Consider the following 17,811-nt stretch of genomic DNA (forward strand, 5'->3'; position numbering starts at 1 on the left):
AGCTGCGCTACGCCGTCAGCCCATATCGTCCTCCTTCGTCGAGGATGGCCGGGTCAAGGGTCGGGACGAGGACGGACTGAGAACCGGAATCGCGATTCGCGGGCGGCGTGCCGAGAAGAACCCGGCCATCGGAAGCATGAACGGTAACCGTGCCGTCGTGGTCACGGCGAAGCGCAAGATTCTGGTCGTGGATGGCGCGGTGATGCGTGCCGCAGACGAGCAACAGCCTTTCGATGTTCGTCTCACCGCCGTCAGCATGCCATTCATCCAGATGATGGATCTGCAGCCAACGTGTGTGCTCGCAGGAGGGGAACCGACAGACGCCCTCGTCGCGGAGATACACGGCGTCACGAACTCTGCTGGTGGGTAGCCGGCTGCGCCGGCCCAGACGCAACGGGTTGTTCTCACGGTCGGTCAGCAACGCACGGATCATGCCGTCGCAGCCAAGCCGGCTGACCATGCCAGCCGGCAGCCCGACGGTCCAGCCGCCGACGGAAGCGAGACCAGGGGGAATCCGACCTCGCCGCCCTCGTGACGCCTGCGTCCTGCGTTCGGACTGCTCGCTGTTGCTGCGGTTCCGCGGAACACCCTGACCGGCAACGTCGGCCTTGTCGCGCGCGGCCTCGGACGCCGTCTCGTCGGCGTGGGCGCTGCCCTCGTCCTCATCCGCCCCGGGGGCGGTGACGTGGACGTTGAACGTGTGTGGCGAGTTCTGGAGCTTCGGCGCCTGATGATGCAGGAACGCCTCGGCGAGCGCGATGAGGGCATCCGCGTCGCGGCTCTGGCCACGGGGTGCATGGGCAACCTCGCCATCTCCGGGCGCGCCGTTCGAAGCGGGGTCGTTTCGCCCGGCCTCGAGACTCGATCGCGCCGCATCGAGGGCGGCGAGCAGAATCGCCGCGTCGTCCGGCGGCAAGGTCGCGACCAGCCGCACCGAGCCGTCGCTGTTCGTTCGTATCGCCACGGCGCGAGCGGCGCGCAGCTTCGCGGGATCGGCGTTCTGTTGCCGGCGGCGGCTGACACGCTGTTCCAACTGGCCTGCCGTCAGGCTCCGGGCGAGCTCAAGCCACTCCGCTTCGTTCTCGGAACGTGCGACTCGCGTGATGGCACGGACCTTTGAATAGGACAGCTCGCCACAGGCCAGGGCGGCCCGGATGGCGGGAAGCCTCGCCATCGCATGGGCGGTGGCGAGCTGCTCGCGCGCGGTACGCAGCTCCAGCCCACAGCGCAGAGCCAGCCAGTGGGCACATGAGGAGATTCCCGCGCCGGACCAGCCCTGCCTGCGGTCGAAGGCGGCGATGGTCAGGAGCCACGTGCAGCTGGCGGCCGCCAGGCGCGTCGACCAACGGCAGATCGTCTCCTCCAGCACCTTCAGCGGAACCTGTTCCGCGTCGAAGTCGGCCGGGGCGGGGGAGGGCAGAGGCGAACTCGGACGGGATGAAGATGCTGCTGTCATGGTCATCACCGGTTCAGGGGTGAGGAGCGTGTGAGGTGCTGACGAGAACCACTCTCCCACAGTCGAGCCGCTTTTTCGACCGTGTGAGCGAATATTATCGAACGTGTCTTCGATTTCGGGGGGCTGGTCGGTTGTGGACGCATTCGAGGATCCATGCCCGCAAGCTGGGCAGATGTGGTTGGGCATCGCGGCCTTGACATCCGCAGTCGCACGTGGCGTCATGTATTCGAACATAAGAGCGATCGAGGGGATGGGGCTGTCCGGCCGGGCCGGGCGGGGCTCACTGCCGGATCCCACGGGCATACCGATGATGATCGAAAGGAGAGACGGATCGATGCAGCCCTGTGCCAGATGCCGCGCCGCGGCGGCGCCGGGTGCCGAGGATCAAGTGAATCGAGAGCGCGTGGCGAGGCTGTCGCTGTCGGCCATGTCGGGCTGGTGCGGCGCCGGTCGCCGCTGCCCCGGTAGCCTGACCTCGTGTCCACACGTGCATCTCGCCGGGTAGCTCTGATCACGCTCGGTTGCGCCCGTAACGAGGTGGATTCGGAGGAGCTGGCGGCCCGCCTTGCCACTCAGGGGTGGCAGCTGGTCGACGAGGCCGCCGACGCCGACGCCGTGCTGGTGAACACCTGCGGTTTTGTCGACGCCGCGAAGAAGGATTCGATCGACGCTCTGCTTGCCGCTGACGATCTGCGCGGTCAGGAAGGCATCGACGGACCGCGAGCGGTTGTGGCTGTCGGATGCCTGGCCGAGCGGTATGGCGGTGATCTCGCGGCGAGCCTTCCCGAGGCTGATGCGGTGCTCGGTTTCGACGCGTACCCGCGCATCGGCCAGCACCTGGACGCGGTCCTGGCGGGCGCCGAGGTGCCGGCCCACCGGCCGCGTGACCGCCGGAGTCTGCTGCCGATCACTCCGGTGGATCGATCCGCCGCCGCGGTTCACGTGCCCGGGCATGGCGCTGTGACGCAGGTGGCCGTGGAGCGTCGCCGATTGACGACAGGTCCGGTCGCGGCCTTGAAGATCTCCAGCGGATGCGATCGGCGATGCGCGTTCTGCGCCATCCCGTCGTTCCGTGGCTCGCATGTGTCGCGGCCAGCGCAGGATGTGCTTGCCGAGGCGGAATGGCTCTCCGGCGAGGGGGTGCGTGAGCTGGTGCTGGTCAGCGAGAACTCGACGTCCTACGGCAAGGATCTCGGTGATCTGCGTGCGCTGGAGGGGCTGCTGCCGCGGCTCGCGGCGCTGCCGGGCATCGTGCGGGTGCGAACGGTGTACCTCCAGCCAGCGGAGCTGCGACCGTCGCTGATGGAGGTGCTGCTGACCACCCCGGGTCTGGCGCCGTACCTGGACCTGTCGTTTCAGCACGCGAGTCCGGGTGTGCTGCGCCGCATGCGACGCTTCGGTGGCGCCGAGCACTTCCTTGACCTGCTTCGCCGCGGCCGTGCGTTGAACCCGGAACTCGGGGCGCGATCCAACGTCATCGTGGGCTTTCCCGGCGAGACCGAGGCCGACGTGGATGTTCTCGCCGAGTTTCTCGTCGAGGCGGAGCTGGACGCGGTCGGCGTGTTCGGCTACTCGGATGAGGACGGTACCGAAGCGGTCGATCTGCCAGGGAAGATCGAGGCCGAGGAGATCGAGCGTCGCCGGGTGCGGATCACCGATCTCGTCGAGCAGCTGACCGCGGATCGCGCGGCCGGGCGCCTCGGGCAACGGGTCCAGGTGCTCGTCGAGGAGGTCACGGATGGGCTGGCCCATGGCTGCGCCGGCCACCAGCAGCCCGAGGTCGATGGGGCGTGTGTCGTGCGCCTGTCCGGTCCGGCGCGACAGGATCCGGTGCGGGTCGGTGATCTGGTGGAGGCGCGGGTGGTGGCGACCGAAGGCGTGGATCTGATCGCCGAGTTCGAGGCGGTGCTCGACCGGGCGCCGCGCGGCGCCGTCGCGGCCGTCGAGACGTGACAGCCACTCCCGACGGTGTTCCGGTGCTCAACGTGGCCAATGTGCTCACGGTGTCACGTCTGGTGCTGGTGCCGGTTTTCGTCGCGTTCCTGCTCGCCGGGCCGGACAGCGACAGCTGGCGGTACGCGGCGTTCGCGGCCTACGCCGTGGCCGCGATCACGGACCAGATCGACGGGCTGATCGCCCGCCGCTGGCATCTCGTGACCGATTTCGGCATCCTTGTCGATCCGATCGCAGACAAGGCGCTGACCGGAGCCGCGCTGATCTCACTGTCCGCGCTGGGTGAACTTCCCTGGGTGGTCACAGTGGCGATTCTGGTGCGGGAGATCGGCGTGACCCTCCTGCGGCTGTGGGTCATCCGATTCGGAGTGATCGCCGCCAGCCGAGGTGGCAAGGCGAAGACCCTGCTGCTCAACGTCGCGATCGGGTTGTACGTGCTGCCGCTGTCGGGGGTGGCGGCGACCAGCCGTGCGGTGATTCTCGCGGCCGGAGTGATCGTGGCGGTGGCGACCGGGGTCGACTATGTCTACCGGGCGCTGGCCCTGCGCCGGCAGGCCGCGGCCCAACGGCTGCCGCGGCAGCCGCACGGGGAGACTCCCACGGACCGCGAGGGGTATGCCGATGCGTGCTGAACTGCTGGCCGTCGGCGATGAGCTGCTCTACGGCGACATTGTCAACGGCAACGCCGCCTGGCTCGGTGGCCAGCTCGCCGATGTCGGGGTGACCCTCGAACGGTCGGTGGTCGTCGGTGACGACGTGGGGACGATCGCCGCCGCGATCCGTTCGGCGTTGGACCGCGCGGACACCGTGCTGATCACCGGTGGCCTCGGACCCACCCAGGATGACCTGACCCGCGAGGGCGTCGCCGCCGCGGCGGGTGGAGTCGAGGTGCGCCGGGTGGAGGCCCTCGCCGACGAGTTGGCCCGTCGCTACGAGCGCCAGGGCCGCGGCGACGCGCTGCCGAGTATGAACTTCCGTCAGGCTGAACTGCCGGTCGGTGCGGAGCCGCTGCCGAACCTCGCGGGGACCGCGCCCGGTGTGCGGATGGAGATCGGCGCCGGCGTTGTCTACGCGATGCCGGGCGTGCCGTTCGAGATGACGGCGATGTTCACCGCGAGTGTCCTGCCGGATCTGCTTCGCCGGGCCGGCCAGCCGGCGGTGGTCGTGCACCGGGTGCTGCGCACCGCGGGCATGTGGGAGTCCTCCGTGGCCCAGGCGCTGGCCGAGGCGGTCGATCGGCTCGCTCCGATCGGCAATCCGCGGATCGCCTTCCTGGCCAGCGAGGGGCAGACCCGGGTCCGGATCACGGCCCGCGCGCGGGATCGGGCCGAGGCCGACGTGTTGATCGCTCCGGTGGAGACGGCGGCCCGGGCAGCGCTGGGGGACGGGGTGTACGGCAGCGACGACGACACGCTGGAGGGCGTCGTCCTTGCCCTGCTCGGCGCGCGCTCGGCGACGCTCGCGGTGGCCGAGTCGATCACCGGTGGACTGCTCGCCGGCCGGTTGACCGAGGTGCCGGGTTCGAGTGCGGTGTTCCGCGGGGGCGTGGTGTCCTACGCGACGCAGGTGAAGGCATCGGTGCTGGGTGTGGATGCCGATGTGCTCGCGACACGGGGGCCGGTATCGGCGGAGACGGCGGCCGCGATGGCTACCGGGGTCCGCGACCGGCTGGGTGCGGACTACGGTCTGTCGACGACCGGAGTGGCCGGCCCGGGCAGCGCGCAGGGGCATCCGCCGGGGACGGTGCATCTTGGTCTCGCCGGCCCGCGGGGTGTGATCACCCGGCTGGTGCGGCTGCCCGGTGATCGGGCCCGGGTACGGATGTTCGCTGTCGTGTCCGCGCTGGATCTGCTCCGTCGGACGTTGACCGTGGGGTCGGATGTGGCAGTCTGAACGCGCTCGGTGATGGACTCTCGACGAGACACGGGAGTAATCGCCGGACCCGAGGTGCTTACACAGTTACAGTCCCATCAACGACGGCCCGAGGGCCGTGGTGGTGGGTATACGGTGAACGCATCCCGCGGACGAAGGAGGAGGCTCGATGGTCCTGCTCCGACGCATGATCGGCGAGGCGTTGCGCCGCCGCCGTCAGGATCAGCACCGCACGCTTCGGGAGGTGTCGTCGGCGGCCCGAGTGTCGCTCGGCTACCTGTCCGAGGTCGAACGCGGCCAGAAGGAAGCGAGCTCCGAGCTGCTCGCGGCGATCTGCGAGGCACTCGGGGTCCGGCTCGCCGACCTGCTGCGTGAGGTCAGCGAGGACCTGGAGCTCGCCGAGCTCGCGGTCGGCGCGACAGTGGGCGGTGCCACGGTGGTAGTACCGGCCCGTCCGACAGTGGTGGAACGGGCGGCCTGACCGTCGGCTTACGCACCTCGATCCCGGGCACGTCTGTGTATGCAGACGAACGCCTGAGAGCGAGGGGGGCCACCGAGCCATGAGCGCAATCCGAAGCCCACTGTCCGACGAGGCTGGCATCGTTGCCGGCGAGGCGCTGCAGGGCGCTCTGGTCGATCTGATCGACCTGAGCCTGTTCGCCAAACAGCTGCACTGGAACGTGACGGGCCGGACATTTCGTAGCGTGCACCTTCAGCTCGACGAAGTGGTCACGCTGGCCCGACGCTACGCCGATGACGTCGCCGAACGGGCCGTGGCGATCGGGATCAATCCGGATGGCCAGTCGGCGACCGTCGCCCGCGGCACCCATCTGCCCGGCGTCGAGGTCGGCTACGTCGCGGATGAGAAGGTGCTGCGGCTGGTGACGGAGGTCCTCGCCGCGACCGTGACCAGGATGCGGACAAGAATGGACATCACCGGGCAACCCGATCCGGTCACCCAGGATCTGATCATTGGCATCGTGCGTGATCTCGAGCAGCAGCACTGGATGTTCCAGGCCATGGTCTGACCCGGGCGCGTGCTGGCCCGGAAGGGGTAGCGCAGTGGCGGCTGGCCCGTGGATCTGCCACTGTCCCCGGTTACAGGCACTGCGGCGAGAAGGCCAGAGAGAGTAGGTGACGTGAGCACCGCCTCACGACCCGAGGAGGAGGACGTCGAGCCCGGGCATCGGCCCATCCAGGTGTGCAAGGGCTGTAACGGGCTCGGCGAGCAGCTCGTGGTGTTCGCGACCGCACGCGGTGGGTTCGTTCCGGCGTGCCGGCCCTGCCTGATCTGCGCGGGCCGCGGTCGTACGACGCTGAGTCCGCCGGTCTGACGTGAGGCCGACTCGATTGCCTCCACGGTGGAGCCGCCGACCGGGCCGGCTCGTGCGACGATCGATGTATGGCGAATGTGGTTCGCAGGATTGCCCGCTACCTGTCCGCGTCAGCGAACCGGAAGTTTGACGAGCGAGCGGATCCGCGAGTCCAGATCGACCAGGCTATCGAGGACGCACGCCGTCAGCATGAGGCGCTGATCCAGCAGGCCGCCCTGGTGCTGGGTAACCAACGCCAGCTTGAGATGCAGATGGCCCGTCAGGCGGATGAGGTCACGAACCTCACCGAGTCGGCGCGTTCGGCGTTGCTGCTGGCCGATCGGGCCAGCGCCGCCGGTGATCTAGCTGGTGCGACCAGCTACGAGGAGACCGCACAGGCCTTCGCCAGCCAGCTGCTCACCGCGGAGTCGTCGCTGGAGGATCTGCGGAACCTGCACCGGCAGGCGGTGGCCTCCGCGGCCCAGGCCCGCACAGCGGTGGAGGACAACGAGGTGCGGATGCGGCGGCATCTGACCGAACGATCCCGGCTGCTGACCCAGATCGAGCATGCCGCCATGCAGGAGCAGATGACCCGGGCGATGGAGGGGATGTCGACCCTCGCGCCCGCCAGTGACACACCGACCCTCGCCGAGATCCGGGACAAGGTCGAGCATCGCTACGCGGTGGCGCTCGGCCGCCACGAGCTTGCCTCGCGAGGCACCGAGGCCCGCATGGTCGAGGTGCGTCGGGCGACGCTGGACGCGCGTGCGCAGACCCGCCTCGCCGAGCTGCGTGGTGCGCTCACGGCCGGCGCCGAGGGGGAAGCGCCGGTGCCGCCGTCGCTGACCAAGGGTGATCCCACGGCGGGGGAGGGGCCGGCCGGCGATGGACGGTCCTAGCCGCAGCCGCCGTTTCGACACCGCCGCCGCGGCGGCCGTGCCCGCGTTACCGGACTGGGTCGGTGCGGAGGTGGAACGCCGCTCGTTGCGCCGGGTCCAGCGCCGTGAGGTGCGGGGGCGGCGCTGGGTGGGACGGTGGGTGGCGGTGACCACGACAGGATGGAGTGCCCTCGCGGCGCTCTCGCCGGTGGGTGCGGTGCTCGGTGGCTGGGAGTGGCTCCTGCTGGGCGTGGCGGCCCTCGCCCGAGCCGGGCTTGGTGGTCGGGAACTCGCGGAGCTGCATCGCGATGACGCGGCGCTGCGTCTGCCGGGCGCGAACGCGCCGAGCCCGTGGGCGCTGCGCGGATCCGCTGCCGCGGCGCCGCTGCGCCGAGGCGAGGCGGCGCTGGGCGCTCTGGTCGCACTCGCCCGCTCGCTGGGCGACTCGGCCGGCCCGTCCGGCGGTCTGCTGCGAGGTGCGGTGACCGGCGCGGTCGAGGTGGTGGACGGCCTGCGGCTCGGGGCGGGGCGGATGGTGGCATGTGAGACGGCGATGCGGGCGATAACCGATCCGCAGCGGCGAGCCGGGCTCGTCCGCACCCACGACGAGCTGGCCGCCGCGATGGTGGCGTCGGCCGCCGGGCTCGACGATCTGCTGGTGGCCGCCGTCGACGTGGTCGGTGGCTCGGCTCCCACCACGGCGGATCTGGCGCGCCTGCACGCCGACACCGAACTGCTGCGCGAGTACGCGGGTGCGCTGCGTTCGCTGGCCGGTTGAGGGCTGCTCGGGCCAGTACGGCGGACAGGGCGTCCCCCACAGTGTCAGCTATCCAACTGGGTGGCACTTACGGGGGAGAGATCGTCACGTTTACGCCCGGTTCATTGATTACGGAGAGTAGTACATGGCAATCCGTCATAGGTCATGTGGGGGGCCGGACAACCATCTGGCCGGTCCGCGAGGCGTTTTATCGCCGTTTGGTGGCGTTAGGTCGCTGCAAAGCCAACAGATCCGCCCCTGTCGTGTGCACTGTGCGTAAGTGTTGTGCTTGTCTGCGAGCGGGTTAGGTCGGACGGCACTGGCCTGCCCAGGAGTGGATGTGTAATGTCCGGCTTGTCCAAGGCTCGCTGTCTGGCACACAGCAGGCACACAAGACCAAGGCGCGTTGCGGTCCCCGGTACTGGCGCGTACCGGATCGGCCCGTAGGGCGCTGGGGGGTGGCGCGGTCCTAGCAGGTCAGAGGTGGACTTACCGTGACATGCCCAACCGAGGAGATTCCCTCGGTCGGTTCCGTGGTCGGCGCAGGCGTCGCCGAGCTGGACCGGCCCTACAGCGAGCAGCGTTGGTCGCTGATTCTCCCGCACCGGGAGCGGCTGATCCACATCGCCCGCCGTCGACTGCCCAGCAAGGCGGACGCGGAGGACTGCGTGCACGAGGCGTTCATTCGCGCCGCGGGATTTCGTGATCTTGATGCAAGTCGGGTTGGTCAGTTCCTGACGACCACCGTGTTGCGGTTGTGCGTCGACCATCACCGGGCCCGGCAGCGGGCCGAGCGGGCCGTGGTCCGTGGGTATCTGCAGCCGTGGGAGCCGGCGCCGGACGACGCGGTCTGCGACCGGGCCGAGGCGCGCTGGTTGTTGGCTCGAGCCGGCACGTTGCGCGGCCGGGAACGTCAGGTGATCATGGCGCGTGCGGCGGGAATGAGCACCCGGGAAGCCGCCGCAGATCTTGAAATCAGCCTGAAGGCGGCCGAGGGCGCGTTCACCCGTGGCCGGGCCCGCCTGATCTCCTTCTCCCGAAACTGATCCCTGCGGAACCCGTGTTCGCCCGGAGCTCACGTCCCGCCCCCGTCGGGCTGATCGGCGCACGTTGCGTATAGCGAGTACCAGATGGCTGGCAGTGCGGGCACCACGTGGTTCGGCGACCTTCGCCGTGGCCGCGCCCGGGCCCGCCGCCATCGCCATCGGCCAGGTGACCGTCCCCTTCGTCGTCCCCGTCCGTGCTGTCGGCGACGAGGATGCGGGTTGCGCACCGCCGGCAGGGCCGTCCCGCCCGGCCGTAGACCCAGTGTTCCTGCCCCGCACGTGGGGACCCGGTCGTCGTCTGATGGCCGCCCCGAGCACCAGCGGAGATCATCATCTGGGCTCGGCGGATGAGCCCGGCGAGGTCGGGTACGTCCTGCACAGCCGTCCATGGCGAGACGCCAGCGACGAAACAGGCTTCGGTCCGCCAGATGTTGCCCAGACCTGCCAGGTTGCGCTGGTCCAGCAACGCGGCGCCGATGCAGCGCCGTGGACGGGCCCGCAGCCGGGTGAGAGCCGCCTCGAGATCCCAGTCGGGGCCGAGGAGATCCGGCCCCAGATGGCCGACCGCCTCGTCTTCACGGTTGCTGGGTAGCAGTTCGACGATGGCCAGCCGATAACCGACCGCGACCTGTCGCGCGGTGACGAGCACGACGCGAACCTGCCAGTCCGGCCCGCCGGTCCACCGTGCCCCCGGTGGGTAGAGGTGCCAGCTGCCCTCCATCCGAAAGTGCGTGTGCAGGCTCAGCCCACCGTCGAACCTGGTCAGCAGATGTTTGCCGCGTGCGGTGACGCCGCTGATCCGCTGTCCGGACAGGTCCGCGGTGGCAAGCGCTGGTACTCGCAGGTCGCTGCGCAGCACTGTCTCGCCGGCGAGCACCGCGTCCATCCGCCGCGCTGCCCGCCACACGGTGTCACCCTCCGGCATGTCCGTCCTCCGGAAGTCTGCGGGCGACCAGCAGCGCACCCACCAGGCCAAGTGACACGGTCAGGGCGAAGGTGGCGGCGAGCCCGGCGGTCGGCGCCCCGCCTGTGGCCTGACTCGCGGCCACCGCCACGCCGCCGAGTCCCGCGCCGAACGCCGTGCCCAGGTTGTCGGTGAGTGAGACCGCCATGCTGGCCTCGCCCTGACGCTGCGGTGGGGTCAGCGCGAGGACCAGCGTCACGATCGTCGAGTACGACAGGCCGATACCGTAGCCGGCCACGCCCCAACAGGCGACCGGGACGGCCAGCGGCACCCCCTCGAGCAGCACCGTGGCGAACCCCCCGGTCCCGACGGCGACGAGGACCAGCCCGGCGGTGACGACGCTGCGCATCTGCACTCGTCCGGCGAGGCGCGCCTGGGTCCAGGACCCGGCGGCCCAGCACAGGGTCGCGCCGGACACGGCGATGCCCGCGACCATGGTCGATTCATGGCGCACCGCGGTGAACGACAGCGGTACGAACGGATCCGCCCCGAAGAAGGCACAGGTCAGCAAGCCCCTGCTGGCCACGGCGGCCGGGACGCCTGGACGCATCCGCAGCGTGCCGGCCGGGAGCAGCCGCCGCAGTGGCCCGCCCGCGCAGACCAGTCCCGCCACCAGCGACGGCAGTCCCAGTAGCGACCGGCTGGTCAACGCGGCGAGCACCAGTCCGGCGCCGAGGGTGACCCGTACCGCCGCCACCGTCAGCCCGCCACCGCCGCCCGAGACAGCGGAGCTGTGCCCCTCGGCGCCGTCTGCCCGGGTGACGGCGGGCAACGCCCGAAGCGCGCGCAGCGGGATGAGGCCGAAGACGATGGTGAGCGGAAGCAGGCCGCCGAAGACCCACCGCCAGCCAAGGTGTTCGGCGATCAGGCTGGACAGCGCCGGACCGCCGAGCCCCGGCACCACCCACGCCGTGGACAGCACGGCGAAGACCCGAGGACGCAGCTCGTGGGGATAGGCCCGGCCGATGGCGGCGTAGGCCACGGCGGGGATCGTGCCACCTCCGGCGCCCTGGAGGGCCCGGGCGGCGACCAGTACCGGCATCGTCGGCGCCACCGCGGCGATCAGCAGCCCGATCACGAAACACACCAGGCCGACGGTGAACGGTCGGGCGGGGCCGGCCTGATCGGTGTCACCGCCGGCCAGCACGATGCCGATCGTCGTGCCGAGGAAGAACGCGCTGGTGGCCCAGCCGTACAGCGCGAAGCCGTGCAGGTCGGTGGCGACCTCGGGCAGGACCGTGACCACGGCGAGCGCCTCGAACGCGACCAGCGTGATGATCGCGACCAGGCCGACTGTGAGGGCCCGCACCCGCCGGTCCCAGGTGGAGACGACAGCCGGCTCGTTCACCTGCGCAGACGCAGCCCGCGTGGGGTCAGCGCGAATCCGGCCCGGGTCAGCGCGACGCCGATGGGGCTACCCGTGACGGCAGCCCCATCGGACTTCTCGACATGCAGGGCGCCCAGGGCCCCGTCGACGACCGCCCGGGCCAGCGCGCCGGCGGCCCGGTCGGTGAGCTGGTCGTCGGTCGTCCAGGTCAGCAGGGAACGTCCACCGCGTTCGACGTAGAGGACGAGGTGGCCCTCGACCAGCACCACCAGCGCGCCGGCCTTGCGGCCCGGCCGGTGCCCGGCGGGCAGGTCGGGCCCGACGGTCGGCCGGTCCGGCCAGGGCAATGCCGCGCCGAACGGGTTCGCCGGGTCGGTCGCGGCCAGCACGACCCCGTCGGACGTGGCGCCCTGCGGGTCCCGACGGCCCGGCCCGGGTGCCCAGGCCGGGGCGTCGGCGTCGTCGCGCTGGGTCGCCGCGATCGCCCGCAGCCGGTCGACCGCGCCGGGCACGGCGAACTGCGCGGCGCCGAGCGATTCGACGAAGTACCCGCGCCGCGCCCGTCCGGCGTCCTCGAACGCGCTGAGCACCCGGTAGACCGCGGCGAAGCCACCCGGTGGATGTTCCGCGGTGACCGCCCCGCGGGTGACGATGCCGTGCCGTTCGAGCAGCGCCTCGGCCTGGGCGTGGGCCCGCCGGGTGGGGTCGTCGTCGCGGGCTGGCAGCGTCGACCATCGACCGGCCGCGGTCGGCGGCCCGGTGCGTCGTGGCAGCGCCGGTCGACCGTAACGCGCCGGACGGACCCCCGGCGCCCGCCGAGCGCGAGCCGCGCCGGGCCCGGCGCCACCGGTGGACCCACGGCCGGCGGAGAGCAGCACGCGCAGCGGTGCCAGCGTGTCATTGGTGATCTGACCAGCCCAGACCAGATCCCACAGTGCTTCGGTGAGCGCGGCGTCGTCCAGCGACCCGACCCGGTCGGACAGCGCACGCATGAACAGCGCCGATCCATCGCTCAGCGTGTCCAGGAGCGCGAGGTGCAGCGGGCTGCTCGCGGCGTCCGGGTCGGGTGCGGGCAGCAGCAGCGGCGCGGCGTCGGCGGTGACCAGGGTGAGCCAGCCATCCCCGCCGGGCAGGCCACCGGCACCGGCCCAGTGCACCTCGCCGGCCGAGCACAGCTCGTCGAGCAGGGCCGGAGAGTAGTCACGCACCCGCGCTGGCAGCACCAGCCGCTCCCAGGCACTGGCCGGGATGAGCGCACCCTGCAACTGTTCGATGGCCTGCAGCACACCGTCGACACCGCGGGCGGCCCGCTGCCCGGCCCCGGAGATGCCGTGCCAGGCGGGCAGGAACGCACCGAGCGCGCGGACCGGGGTCGGTTCGATCTCCCGTCGCAGCGCGGCGAGGCTGCGCCGACGCAGCATCCGCAGTACCTCCGTGTCGCACCACTGCTCGCCCGCGCGGGCGGGATGCAGCTCGCCGCGCACCAGCCGGCCGCGGGCGGTCAGCGCGTCCAGCACCGTGGTGACAACGGCGACGCCCAGGCCCAGACGGCGGGCGGGTTCGGTGGCGTCGAACGGCCCGTGGGTGCGGGCGTAGCGGGACAGCAGATCGCCGAGGGGATCCTCGACCGGTGCGGTGAAGGCGTCGGGCACGCCCATCGGCAGGGCGACCCCGAGCGCGTCGCGGAGTCGCCCGGCGTCCTCGACCGGGACGAAGCGTTCCTCGCCGGCGATGCGCACGCGCAGAACGCGCCGGGCGTGTTCGAGTTCGGCGAGCCACCGCGGCGTCGCGCCGCGGGCGACAGCCTCCTCGAGGGTCAGATCGCCGACCAGGCGCAGCAGGTCGGCGACGCCCTCGGCGTCGCGGGCGTGGCGCTCGGGGCTGCGCCGGCTCAGGTCGGCCTCCACCTGGGCGAGCGCGGCCGGGTCGATGAGCTCACGCAGGTCGGCCTCGCCGAGCAGTTCGGCGAGCAGCGAACTGTCCAGCGAGAGAACCTGGGCGCGCCGTTCGGCCAGCGGGGCGTCCCCGTCGTACATGAACGCGGCGACATAGCCGAACAGCAGCGCGCCGGCGAACGGGGACGGCGTCGGCGTCGCCACCTCGACGACCCGCAGCGAGCGGCCCGCGATCCTGCGCATCAGATCGACCAGGGCCGGGGTGTCGAACACGTCCTGTAAGCACTCCCGCATCGTTTCCAGCACGATCGGAAAGTCACCGAACGTCGCCGCCACCGACAGCAGTTGCGCGCTGCGCTGGCGCTGTTGCCACAGTGGTGTGCGCCGCCCGGGGGTGCGCCGCGGCAGCAGCAGCGCCCGACCGGCGCATTCGCGAAAGCGGCTGGCGAACAGGGCGCTGCCGCCGATCTCGGCTCGCACGATCGCGTCGATCTCGTCGGGGTCGAACACGGCGAGCTCGGCGCCGGGTTCCTGCGCACCGTCCGGGATACGCGCGACGATGCCGTCGTCGGTGTGCATGATCTGCACCTCGGTGCCGTACTGCTCGCGCAGCCGGGCGCCGAGCGCGAGTGCCCACGGCGCGTTCACCGGCGCGCCGAACGGCGAATGCACGGCGAGTCGCCAGTCACCGAGTTCGTCGCGGAAACGTTCGACCACGATCGTGCGGTCATCGCTGAGATGGCCGGTGACGGCGCGCTGTTCGTCGAGGTAACGCAGCAGGTTCGCGGCGGCCCAGGCGTCGAGCCCCGCGGCGCGCAGCCGGGCGTCGGCCGCGGTGGCGTCGAGCTGGCCGAGCTCGCGCAGGAACGCGCCGAGTTCCTGGCCGAGCTCCGCCGGACGCCCGGGCGTGTCGCCGTGCCAGAACGGCAGCCGGCCTGGCCGGCCCGGGGCCGGCGTGACCAGCACCCGATCGGCGGTGATCTCCTCGATCCGCCAACTGGACGAGCCGAGCAGCACCACGTCACCGACGCGGGACTCGTAGACCATCTCCTCGTCGAGCTCGCCGACCCGGCTGCTCTTCTCCCCGACCAGGAACACGCCGAACATGCCGCGGTCGGGGATGGTGCCGCCGCTGGTCACCGCGAGCCGTTGCGCGCCGGGCCGACCATGTAGCAGGCCGGTGGTCCGGTCCCAGACGATCCGGGGTCGCAGTTCCGCGAAGTCGTCGGACGGATAGCGCCCGGCCAGCATGTCGAACACTCCCTCCAGCACCGAGGCCGGCAGGGAGGCGAACGTGAACGTCCGCCGCACCAGCGCGCCGAGATCGTCGACGGACCAGTCCTCCATCGCCGTCATCGCCACGATCTGCTGGGCGAGCACGTCCAGCGGGTTACGCGGACAGCGCAGCCGCTCGATCTCCCCGGCCCGCATCCGCTCCGCGACGACCGCGCATTCGAGCAGGTCACCACGGTGGCGGGGGAGCACCACGCCGACGCTTGGCGCGTCGACCTGATGCCCGGCGCGGCCGACCCGCTGCATGCCGGCGGCGACGCTCGGCGGTGACCCGATCTGGACGACGAGATCGACCGCGCCCATGTCGATGCCGAGTTCCAGGCTGGACGTGGCCACCACCGCGGGCAGCCGGCCGGCCTTGAGGTCCTCCTCGATCAGCTGCCGCTGCTCGCGGCTGACACTGCCGTGATGGGCACGGGCCACCTCCGGCCAGGCCGGGTCGACGCGGGCAAGCCCGGCAGCGCCCATCATCTCGGCCGGCAGCCCACCCGGCGGGCCTGCGCCGCGGGTGGCAAGGTCACCAAAGGCGGCAGGGCCACCGAGGGGATCGTCGGAATCCGCGTCGAGCGGCCCGGGAACGGGGCCCGCCGCCGCCAACCGATCCGCGTAGCGCTCGTTGAGTCTGGCGCACAGCCGTTCCGCCAGGCGCCGGGAGTTCACGAACACGATCGTCGACGCGTGCGCCAGGACCAGGTCAAGGACCCGCTCCTCGACCGCCGGCCAGATGGACGCCCGGGTGGGCTCCGCCGCGGCGGAGCCGCCGGCGTCGACCTCGGCGGGTGGCCCACCGAGGTTCGTCATGTCCTCCACCGGGACGACGACCTCGATCTCGAGGGTCTTCGCCGCCGGTGGGCGCACGACGCCCACCGGCGCACTCCCACCGAGGTACCGGGCGACCTCGTCGATCGGGCGTACCGTCGCCGACAGGCCGACCCGCTGCGCCGGTTCGTCGAGCAGTGCGTCGAGCCGCTCCAGGCTCACCGCCAGATGCGCACCGCGTTTGGTGCCGGCCACCGCGTGGACCTCGTCGACGATCACCGTGCGCACCCCGCGCAGCGACTCGCGGGCGGCGCTGGTGAGGATCAGGAACAGCGACTCGGGCGTCGTGATGAGCACGTCGGGCGGACGGGTGAGAAAACCGCGTCGTTCGGTGGCCGGGGTGTCGCCCGAGCGAATGGCGACGTCCACCTCGGGTTGGGGCAGGCCCAGACGCTGCGCCGCCGTCCGCATCCCGGCGAGTGGGGCGCGCAGGTTGCGCTGCACGTCGACGGCGAGCGCCTTCAACGGGCTGATGTAGAGCACCCGGCAGCGCCGGGTCCGCTCCGGCGGTGCCTGCGAGCGGGCGATCGCGTCCAGCGACCACAGGAAGGCCGCGAGTGTCTTCCCGGAGCCGGTCGGCGCGACGACGAGCGTGTTACCGCCGCCGCGGATGGCCTCCCAGGCACCGCGCTGGGCCGGGGTCGGCGCGGCGAAGGCGGCCTGGAACCACGCCCGCGTCGGTGCGGAGAACGGCGCGAGCGGGTCGGCGGCCATGTCATCCAGCATGCCGTCCAGTCTGCGACGGGGCTCCGACAGTTTTCGTCGGCCGGGTCGAACGTCGGCGACGCCCCGTCCCGACGTTCGGTGCGCCACGGTGCACACTGGACGGGTGCGGCTGACCGAGTTCTGGGCAAGAATGAACACACAGTTCGGATCGAGCTACGCGGAGTCATTCGCTCGCGATCATGTGCTGGCCGGTCTCGGCGCCACGGTGGAGTCCGCGCTGGCTCGCGGGGATGACGCCCGGGTCGTGTGGCGGGCTGTGTGCGAGGAGTTCGACGTGCCCGCCCGGGAGCGCTGAGGGGGTCCCCGGCGGCGTGTCGCTCCGCTATCGAACTCCTGTTCGGGTATGTTGTGCCCATGCGCCAACTTGTCCACAGATCAGTCCCGGCCCTCGAAACTGTCGGACCCAGGGCCTAGCGTCAGTCCCGTGGCCAAGAATCGACGACCTCAGCATGGAGTTACTCCGATGGCGGCAGGACTTGACCGTGAGAAGGCGTTGGAGAACGCCCTCGCACAGATCGACAAGGCGTTCGGCAAGGGATCTGTCATGCGGTTGGGGGACGAGACCCGGCTGCCGATCCAGGTCATCCCCACCGGGTCCATCGCGCTGGACGTAGCGCTGGGCATCGGCGGGCTCCCTCGCGGGCGCATCATCGAGGTGTACGGCCCGGAGTCCTCGGGAAAGACGACGGTCGCCCTGCACGCGGTGGCCAACGCGCAGGCGATGGGGGGCATCGCGGCGTTCATCGACGCCGAGCACGCGCTCGATCCGGAGTACGCCGGGAAGCTCGGGGTGGACACGGAGGCGCTGCTCGTCTCCCAGCCCGACACCGGTGAGCAGGCTCTGGAGATCGCGGACATGCTGGTCCGCTCCGGCGCGCTGGACATCATCGTCATCGACTCGGTGGCCGCGCTCGTGCCACGCGCCGAGATCGAAGGCGAGATGGGCGACAGTCATGTCGGGCTGCAGGCCCGGCTGATGTCGCAGGCGCTGCGCAAGATGACGGGGGCGCTGGCGAACTCCGGCACCACCGCCATCTTCATCAACCAGCTGCGGGAGAAGATCGGGGTCATGTTCGGCTCGCCGGAGACGACGACCGGTGGAAAGGCGCTGAAGTTCTACGCCTCGGTGCGGCTGGACGTCCGCCGGATCGAAACTCTCAAGGACGGTGCCGAGGCGGTGGGTAACCGCACCCGGGTGAAGGTCGTGAAGAACAAGGTTGCCCCGCCTTTCCGTACGGCGGAGTTCGACATCGTGTACGGCGGTGGAATCAGCCGTGAGGGCTCCCTTATCGATATGGGTGTCGAGCATGGCATCATTCGCAAGTCCGGTGCCTGGTACACCTATGACGGCGACCAGCTCGGTCAGGGCAAGGAGAACGCCCGCTCCTTCATGCGGGACAACCCCGACCTGGCCAACGAGGTCGAAAAGAAGATCAAGGAAAAGCTGGGCATCATTCCGACGCTTGAGGCCGAAGCCGCGGTCGCGGCGCCGGTCCCCGTCGACCTCTAGCG

15 protein-coding genes are annotated in these 17,811 nt (G+C 71.0%); 11 read left to right on the forward strand and 4 right to left on the reverse strand.

All coding sequences use genetic code 11. The features are described 5' to 3' along the window. Positions 1–7 precede the first annotated feature (7 nt). Positions 8–1,369: an HNH endonuclease signature motif containing protein gene (locus tag MXD59_RS10620; RefSeq protein WP_248824533.1), complete on the reverse strand. Its 1,362-nt coding sequence runs from the start codon at positions 1,367–1,369 to the stop codon at positions 8–10. A gap of 564 nt (positions 1,370–1,933) precedes the next feature. Between MXD59_RS10620 and rimO the strand changes: the two genes are divergently transcribed. The 9 genes from rimO to MXD59_RS10665 all read left to right on the forward strand — a co-directional run bounded on the left by rimO (position 1,934) and on the right by MXD59_RS10665 (position 9,275). Then, entirely contained in the window at positions 1,934–3,409 is a 1,476-nt protein-coding gene (rimO, locus tag MXD59_RS10625) for a 30S ribosomal protein S12 methylthiotransferase RimO (RefSeq protein ID WP_248824534.1), read from the forward strand. Continuing rightward, positions 3,406–4,041 carry a CDP-alcohol phosphatidyltransferase family protein gene (locus tag MXD59_RS10630; protein ID WP_248824535.1) on the forward strand — a complete coding sequence of 212 codons (636 nt, stop codon included), beginning with the start codon at positions 3,406–3,408 and terminating at the stop codon, positions 4,039–4,041. Before rimO ends, MXD59_RS10630 begins: the two co-directional genes overlap by 4 nt. Further along, complete coding sequence (locus MXD59_RS10635; protein ID WP_248824536.1) at positions 4,031–5,302, forward strand: competence/damage-inducible protein A; 1,272 nt, start codon at positions 4,031–4,033, stop codon at positions 5,300–5,302. Before MXD59_RS10630 ends, MXD59_RS10635 begins: the two co-directional genes overlap by 11 nt. Positions 5,303–5,450: 148 nt before the next feature. After that, the gene (locus MXD59_RS10640; RefSeq protein WP_248810838.1) at positions 5,451–5,762 is read left to right on the forward strand and encodes a helix-turn-helix domain-containing protein; all 312 of its coding nucleotides are present in this window, start codon (positions 5,451–5,453) and stop codon (positions 5,760–5,762) included. 79 nt (positions 5,763–5,841) lie between these two features. Further along, positions 5,842–6,309, forward strand: coding sequence for a Dps family protein (locus tag MXD59_RS10645; protein ID WP_163548893.1), 468 nt, complete (start codon positions 5,842–5,844; stop codon positions 6,307–6,309). A gap of 111 nt (positions 6,310–6,420) precedes the next feature. Further along, positions 6,421–6,615 carry a hypothetical protein gene (locus tag MXD59_RS10650; RefSeq protein WP_248810841.1) on the forward strand — a complete coding sequence of 65 codons (195 nt, stop codon included), beginning with the start codon at positions 6,421–6,423 and terminating at the stop codon, positions 6,613–6,615. Positions 6,616–6,683: 68 nt separating this feature from the next. Beyond that, a complete protein-coding gene (locus MXD59_RS10655) occupies positions 6,684–7,493 on the forward strand; it encodes a PspA/IM30 family protein (RefSeq protein WP_248824537.1) in 810 nt (269 codons plus the stop codon). Further along, positions 7,480–8,250, forward strand: a complete 771-nt coding sequence (locus MXD59_RS10660) for a hypothetical protein (RefSeq protein WP_248824538.1) — start codon at positions 7,480–7,482, stop codon at positions 8,248–8,250. Before MXD59_RS10655 ends, MXD59_RS10660 begins: the two co-directional genes overlap by 14 nt. A gap of 473 nt (positions 8,251–8,723) precedes the next feature. Beyond that, entirely contained in the window at positions 8,724–9,275 is a 552-nt protein-coding gene (locus MXD59_RS10665) for an RNA polymerase sigma factor (protein ID WP_163548889.1), read from the forward strand. Here MXD59_RS10665 and MXD59_RS10670 read toward each other — a convergent pair. The 3 genes from MXD59_RS10670 to MXD59_RS10680 are packed head-to-tail and all read right to left on the reverse strand — an operon-like array spanning position 9,232 to position 16,299. Beyond that, a complete protein-coding gene (locus MXD59_RS10670; protein WP_248824539.1) occupies positions 9,232–10,200 on the reverse strand; it encodes a DNA-formamidopyrimidine glycosylase family protein in 969 nt (322 codons plus the stop codon). The two genes, MXD59_RS10665 and MXD59_RS10670, sit on opposite strands and share 44 nt — an antisense overlap. Then, positions 10,187–11,587, reverse strand: a complete 1,401-nt coding sequence (locus MXD59_RS10675; protein ID WP_248824540.1) for an MFS transporter — start codon at positions 11,585–11,587, stop codon at positions 10,187–10,189. Before MXD59_RS10675 ends, MXD59_RS10670 begins: the two co-directional genes overlap by 14 nt. Next, on the reverse strand, positions 11,584–16,299 hold the full coding sequence (locus MXD59_RS10680) for an ATP-dependent helicase (protein WP_248824541.1): 4,716 nt from the start codon (positions 16,297–16,299) through the stop codon (positions 11,584–11,586). The genes MXD59_RS10675 and MXD59_RS10680 overlap by 4 nt, the downstream gene beginning before the upstream one ends. A gap of 103 nt (positions 16,300–16,402) precedes the next feature. Between MXD59_RS10680 and MXD59_RS10685 the strand changes: the two genes are divergently transcribed. Then, complete coding sequence (locus MXD59_RS10685; protein ID WP_248824542.1) at positions 16,403–16,594, forward strand: DUF3046 domain-containing protein; 192 nt, start codon at positions 16,403–16,405, stop codon at positions 16,592–16,594. Positions 16,595–16,762: 168 nt separating this feature from the next. Further along, positions 16,763–17,809 (forward strand): recombinase RecA, encoded by a 1,047-nt coding sequence (recA, locus tag MXD59_RS10690; RefSeq protein WP_248824543.1) that lies wholly within the window; start codon positions 16,763–16,765, stop codon positions 17,807–17,809. Positions 17,810–17,811 lie beyond the last annotated feature (2 nt).

Source organism: Frankia umida (assembly GCF_023242945.1).
In the GTDB taxonomy this organism is placed as follows: domain Bacteria; phylum Actinomycetota; class Actinomycetes; order Frankiales; family Frankiaceae; genus Frankia; species Frankia umida.

Bases quoted from the DNA above. Each gene is read 5' to 3' on its own strand.
- MXD59_RS10680 (WP_248824541.1), bottom strand. From the start codon at position 16,299: ATGCTGGATGACATGGCCGCCGACCCGCTCGCGCCGTTCTCCGCACCG.
- MXD59_RS10640 (WP_248810838.1), top strand. From the start codon at position 5,451: ATGGTCCTGCTCCGACGCATGATCGGCGAGGCGTTGCGCCGCCGCCGT.
- MXD59_RS10645 (WP_163548893.1), top strand. From the start codon at position 5,842: ATGAGCGCAATCCGAAGCCCACTGTCCGACGAGGCTGGCATCGTTGCC.
- MXD59_RS10670 (WP_248824539.1), bottom strand. From the start codon at position 10,200: ATGCCGGAGGGTGACACCGTGTGGCGGGCAGCGCGGCGGATGGACGCG.
- recA (WP_248824543.1), top strand. From the start codon at position 16,763: ATGGCGGCAGGACTTGACCGTGAGAAGGCGTTGGAGAACGCCCTCGCA.
- MXD59_RS10660 (WP_248824538.1), top strand. From the start codon at position 7,480: ATGGACGGTCCTAGCCGCAGCCGCCGTTTCGACACCGCCGCCGCGGCG.
- MXD59_RS10655 (WP_248824537.1), top strand. From the start codon at position 6,684: ATGGCGAATGTGGTTCGCAGGATTGCCCGCTACCTGTCCGCGTCAGCG.
- MXD59_RS10635 (WP_248824536.1), top strand. From the start codon at position 4,031: ATGCGTGCTGAACTGCTGGCCGTCGGCGATGAGCTGCTCTACGGCGAC.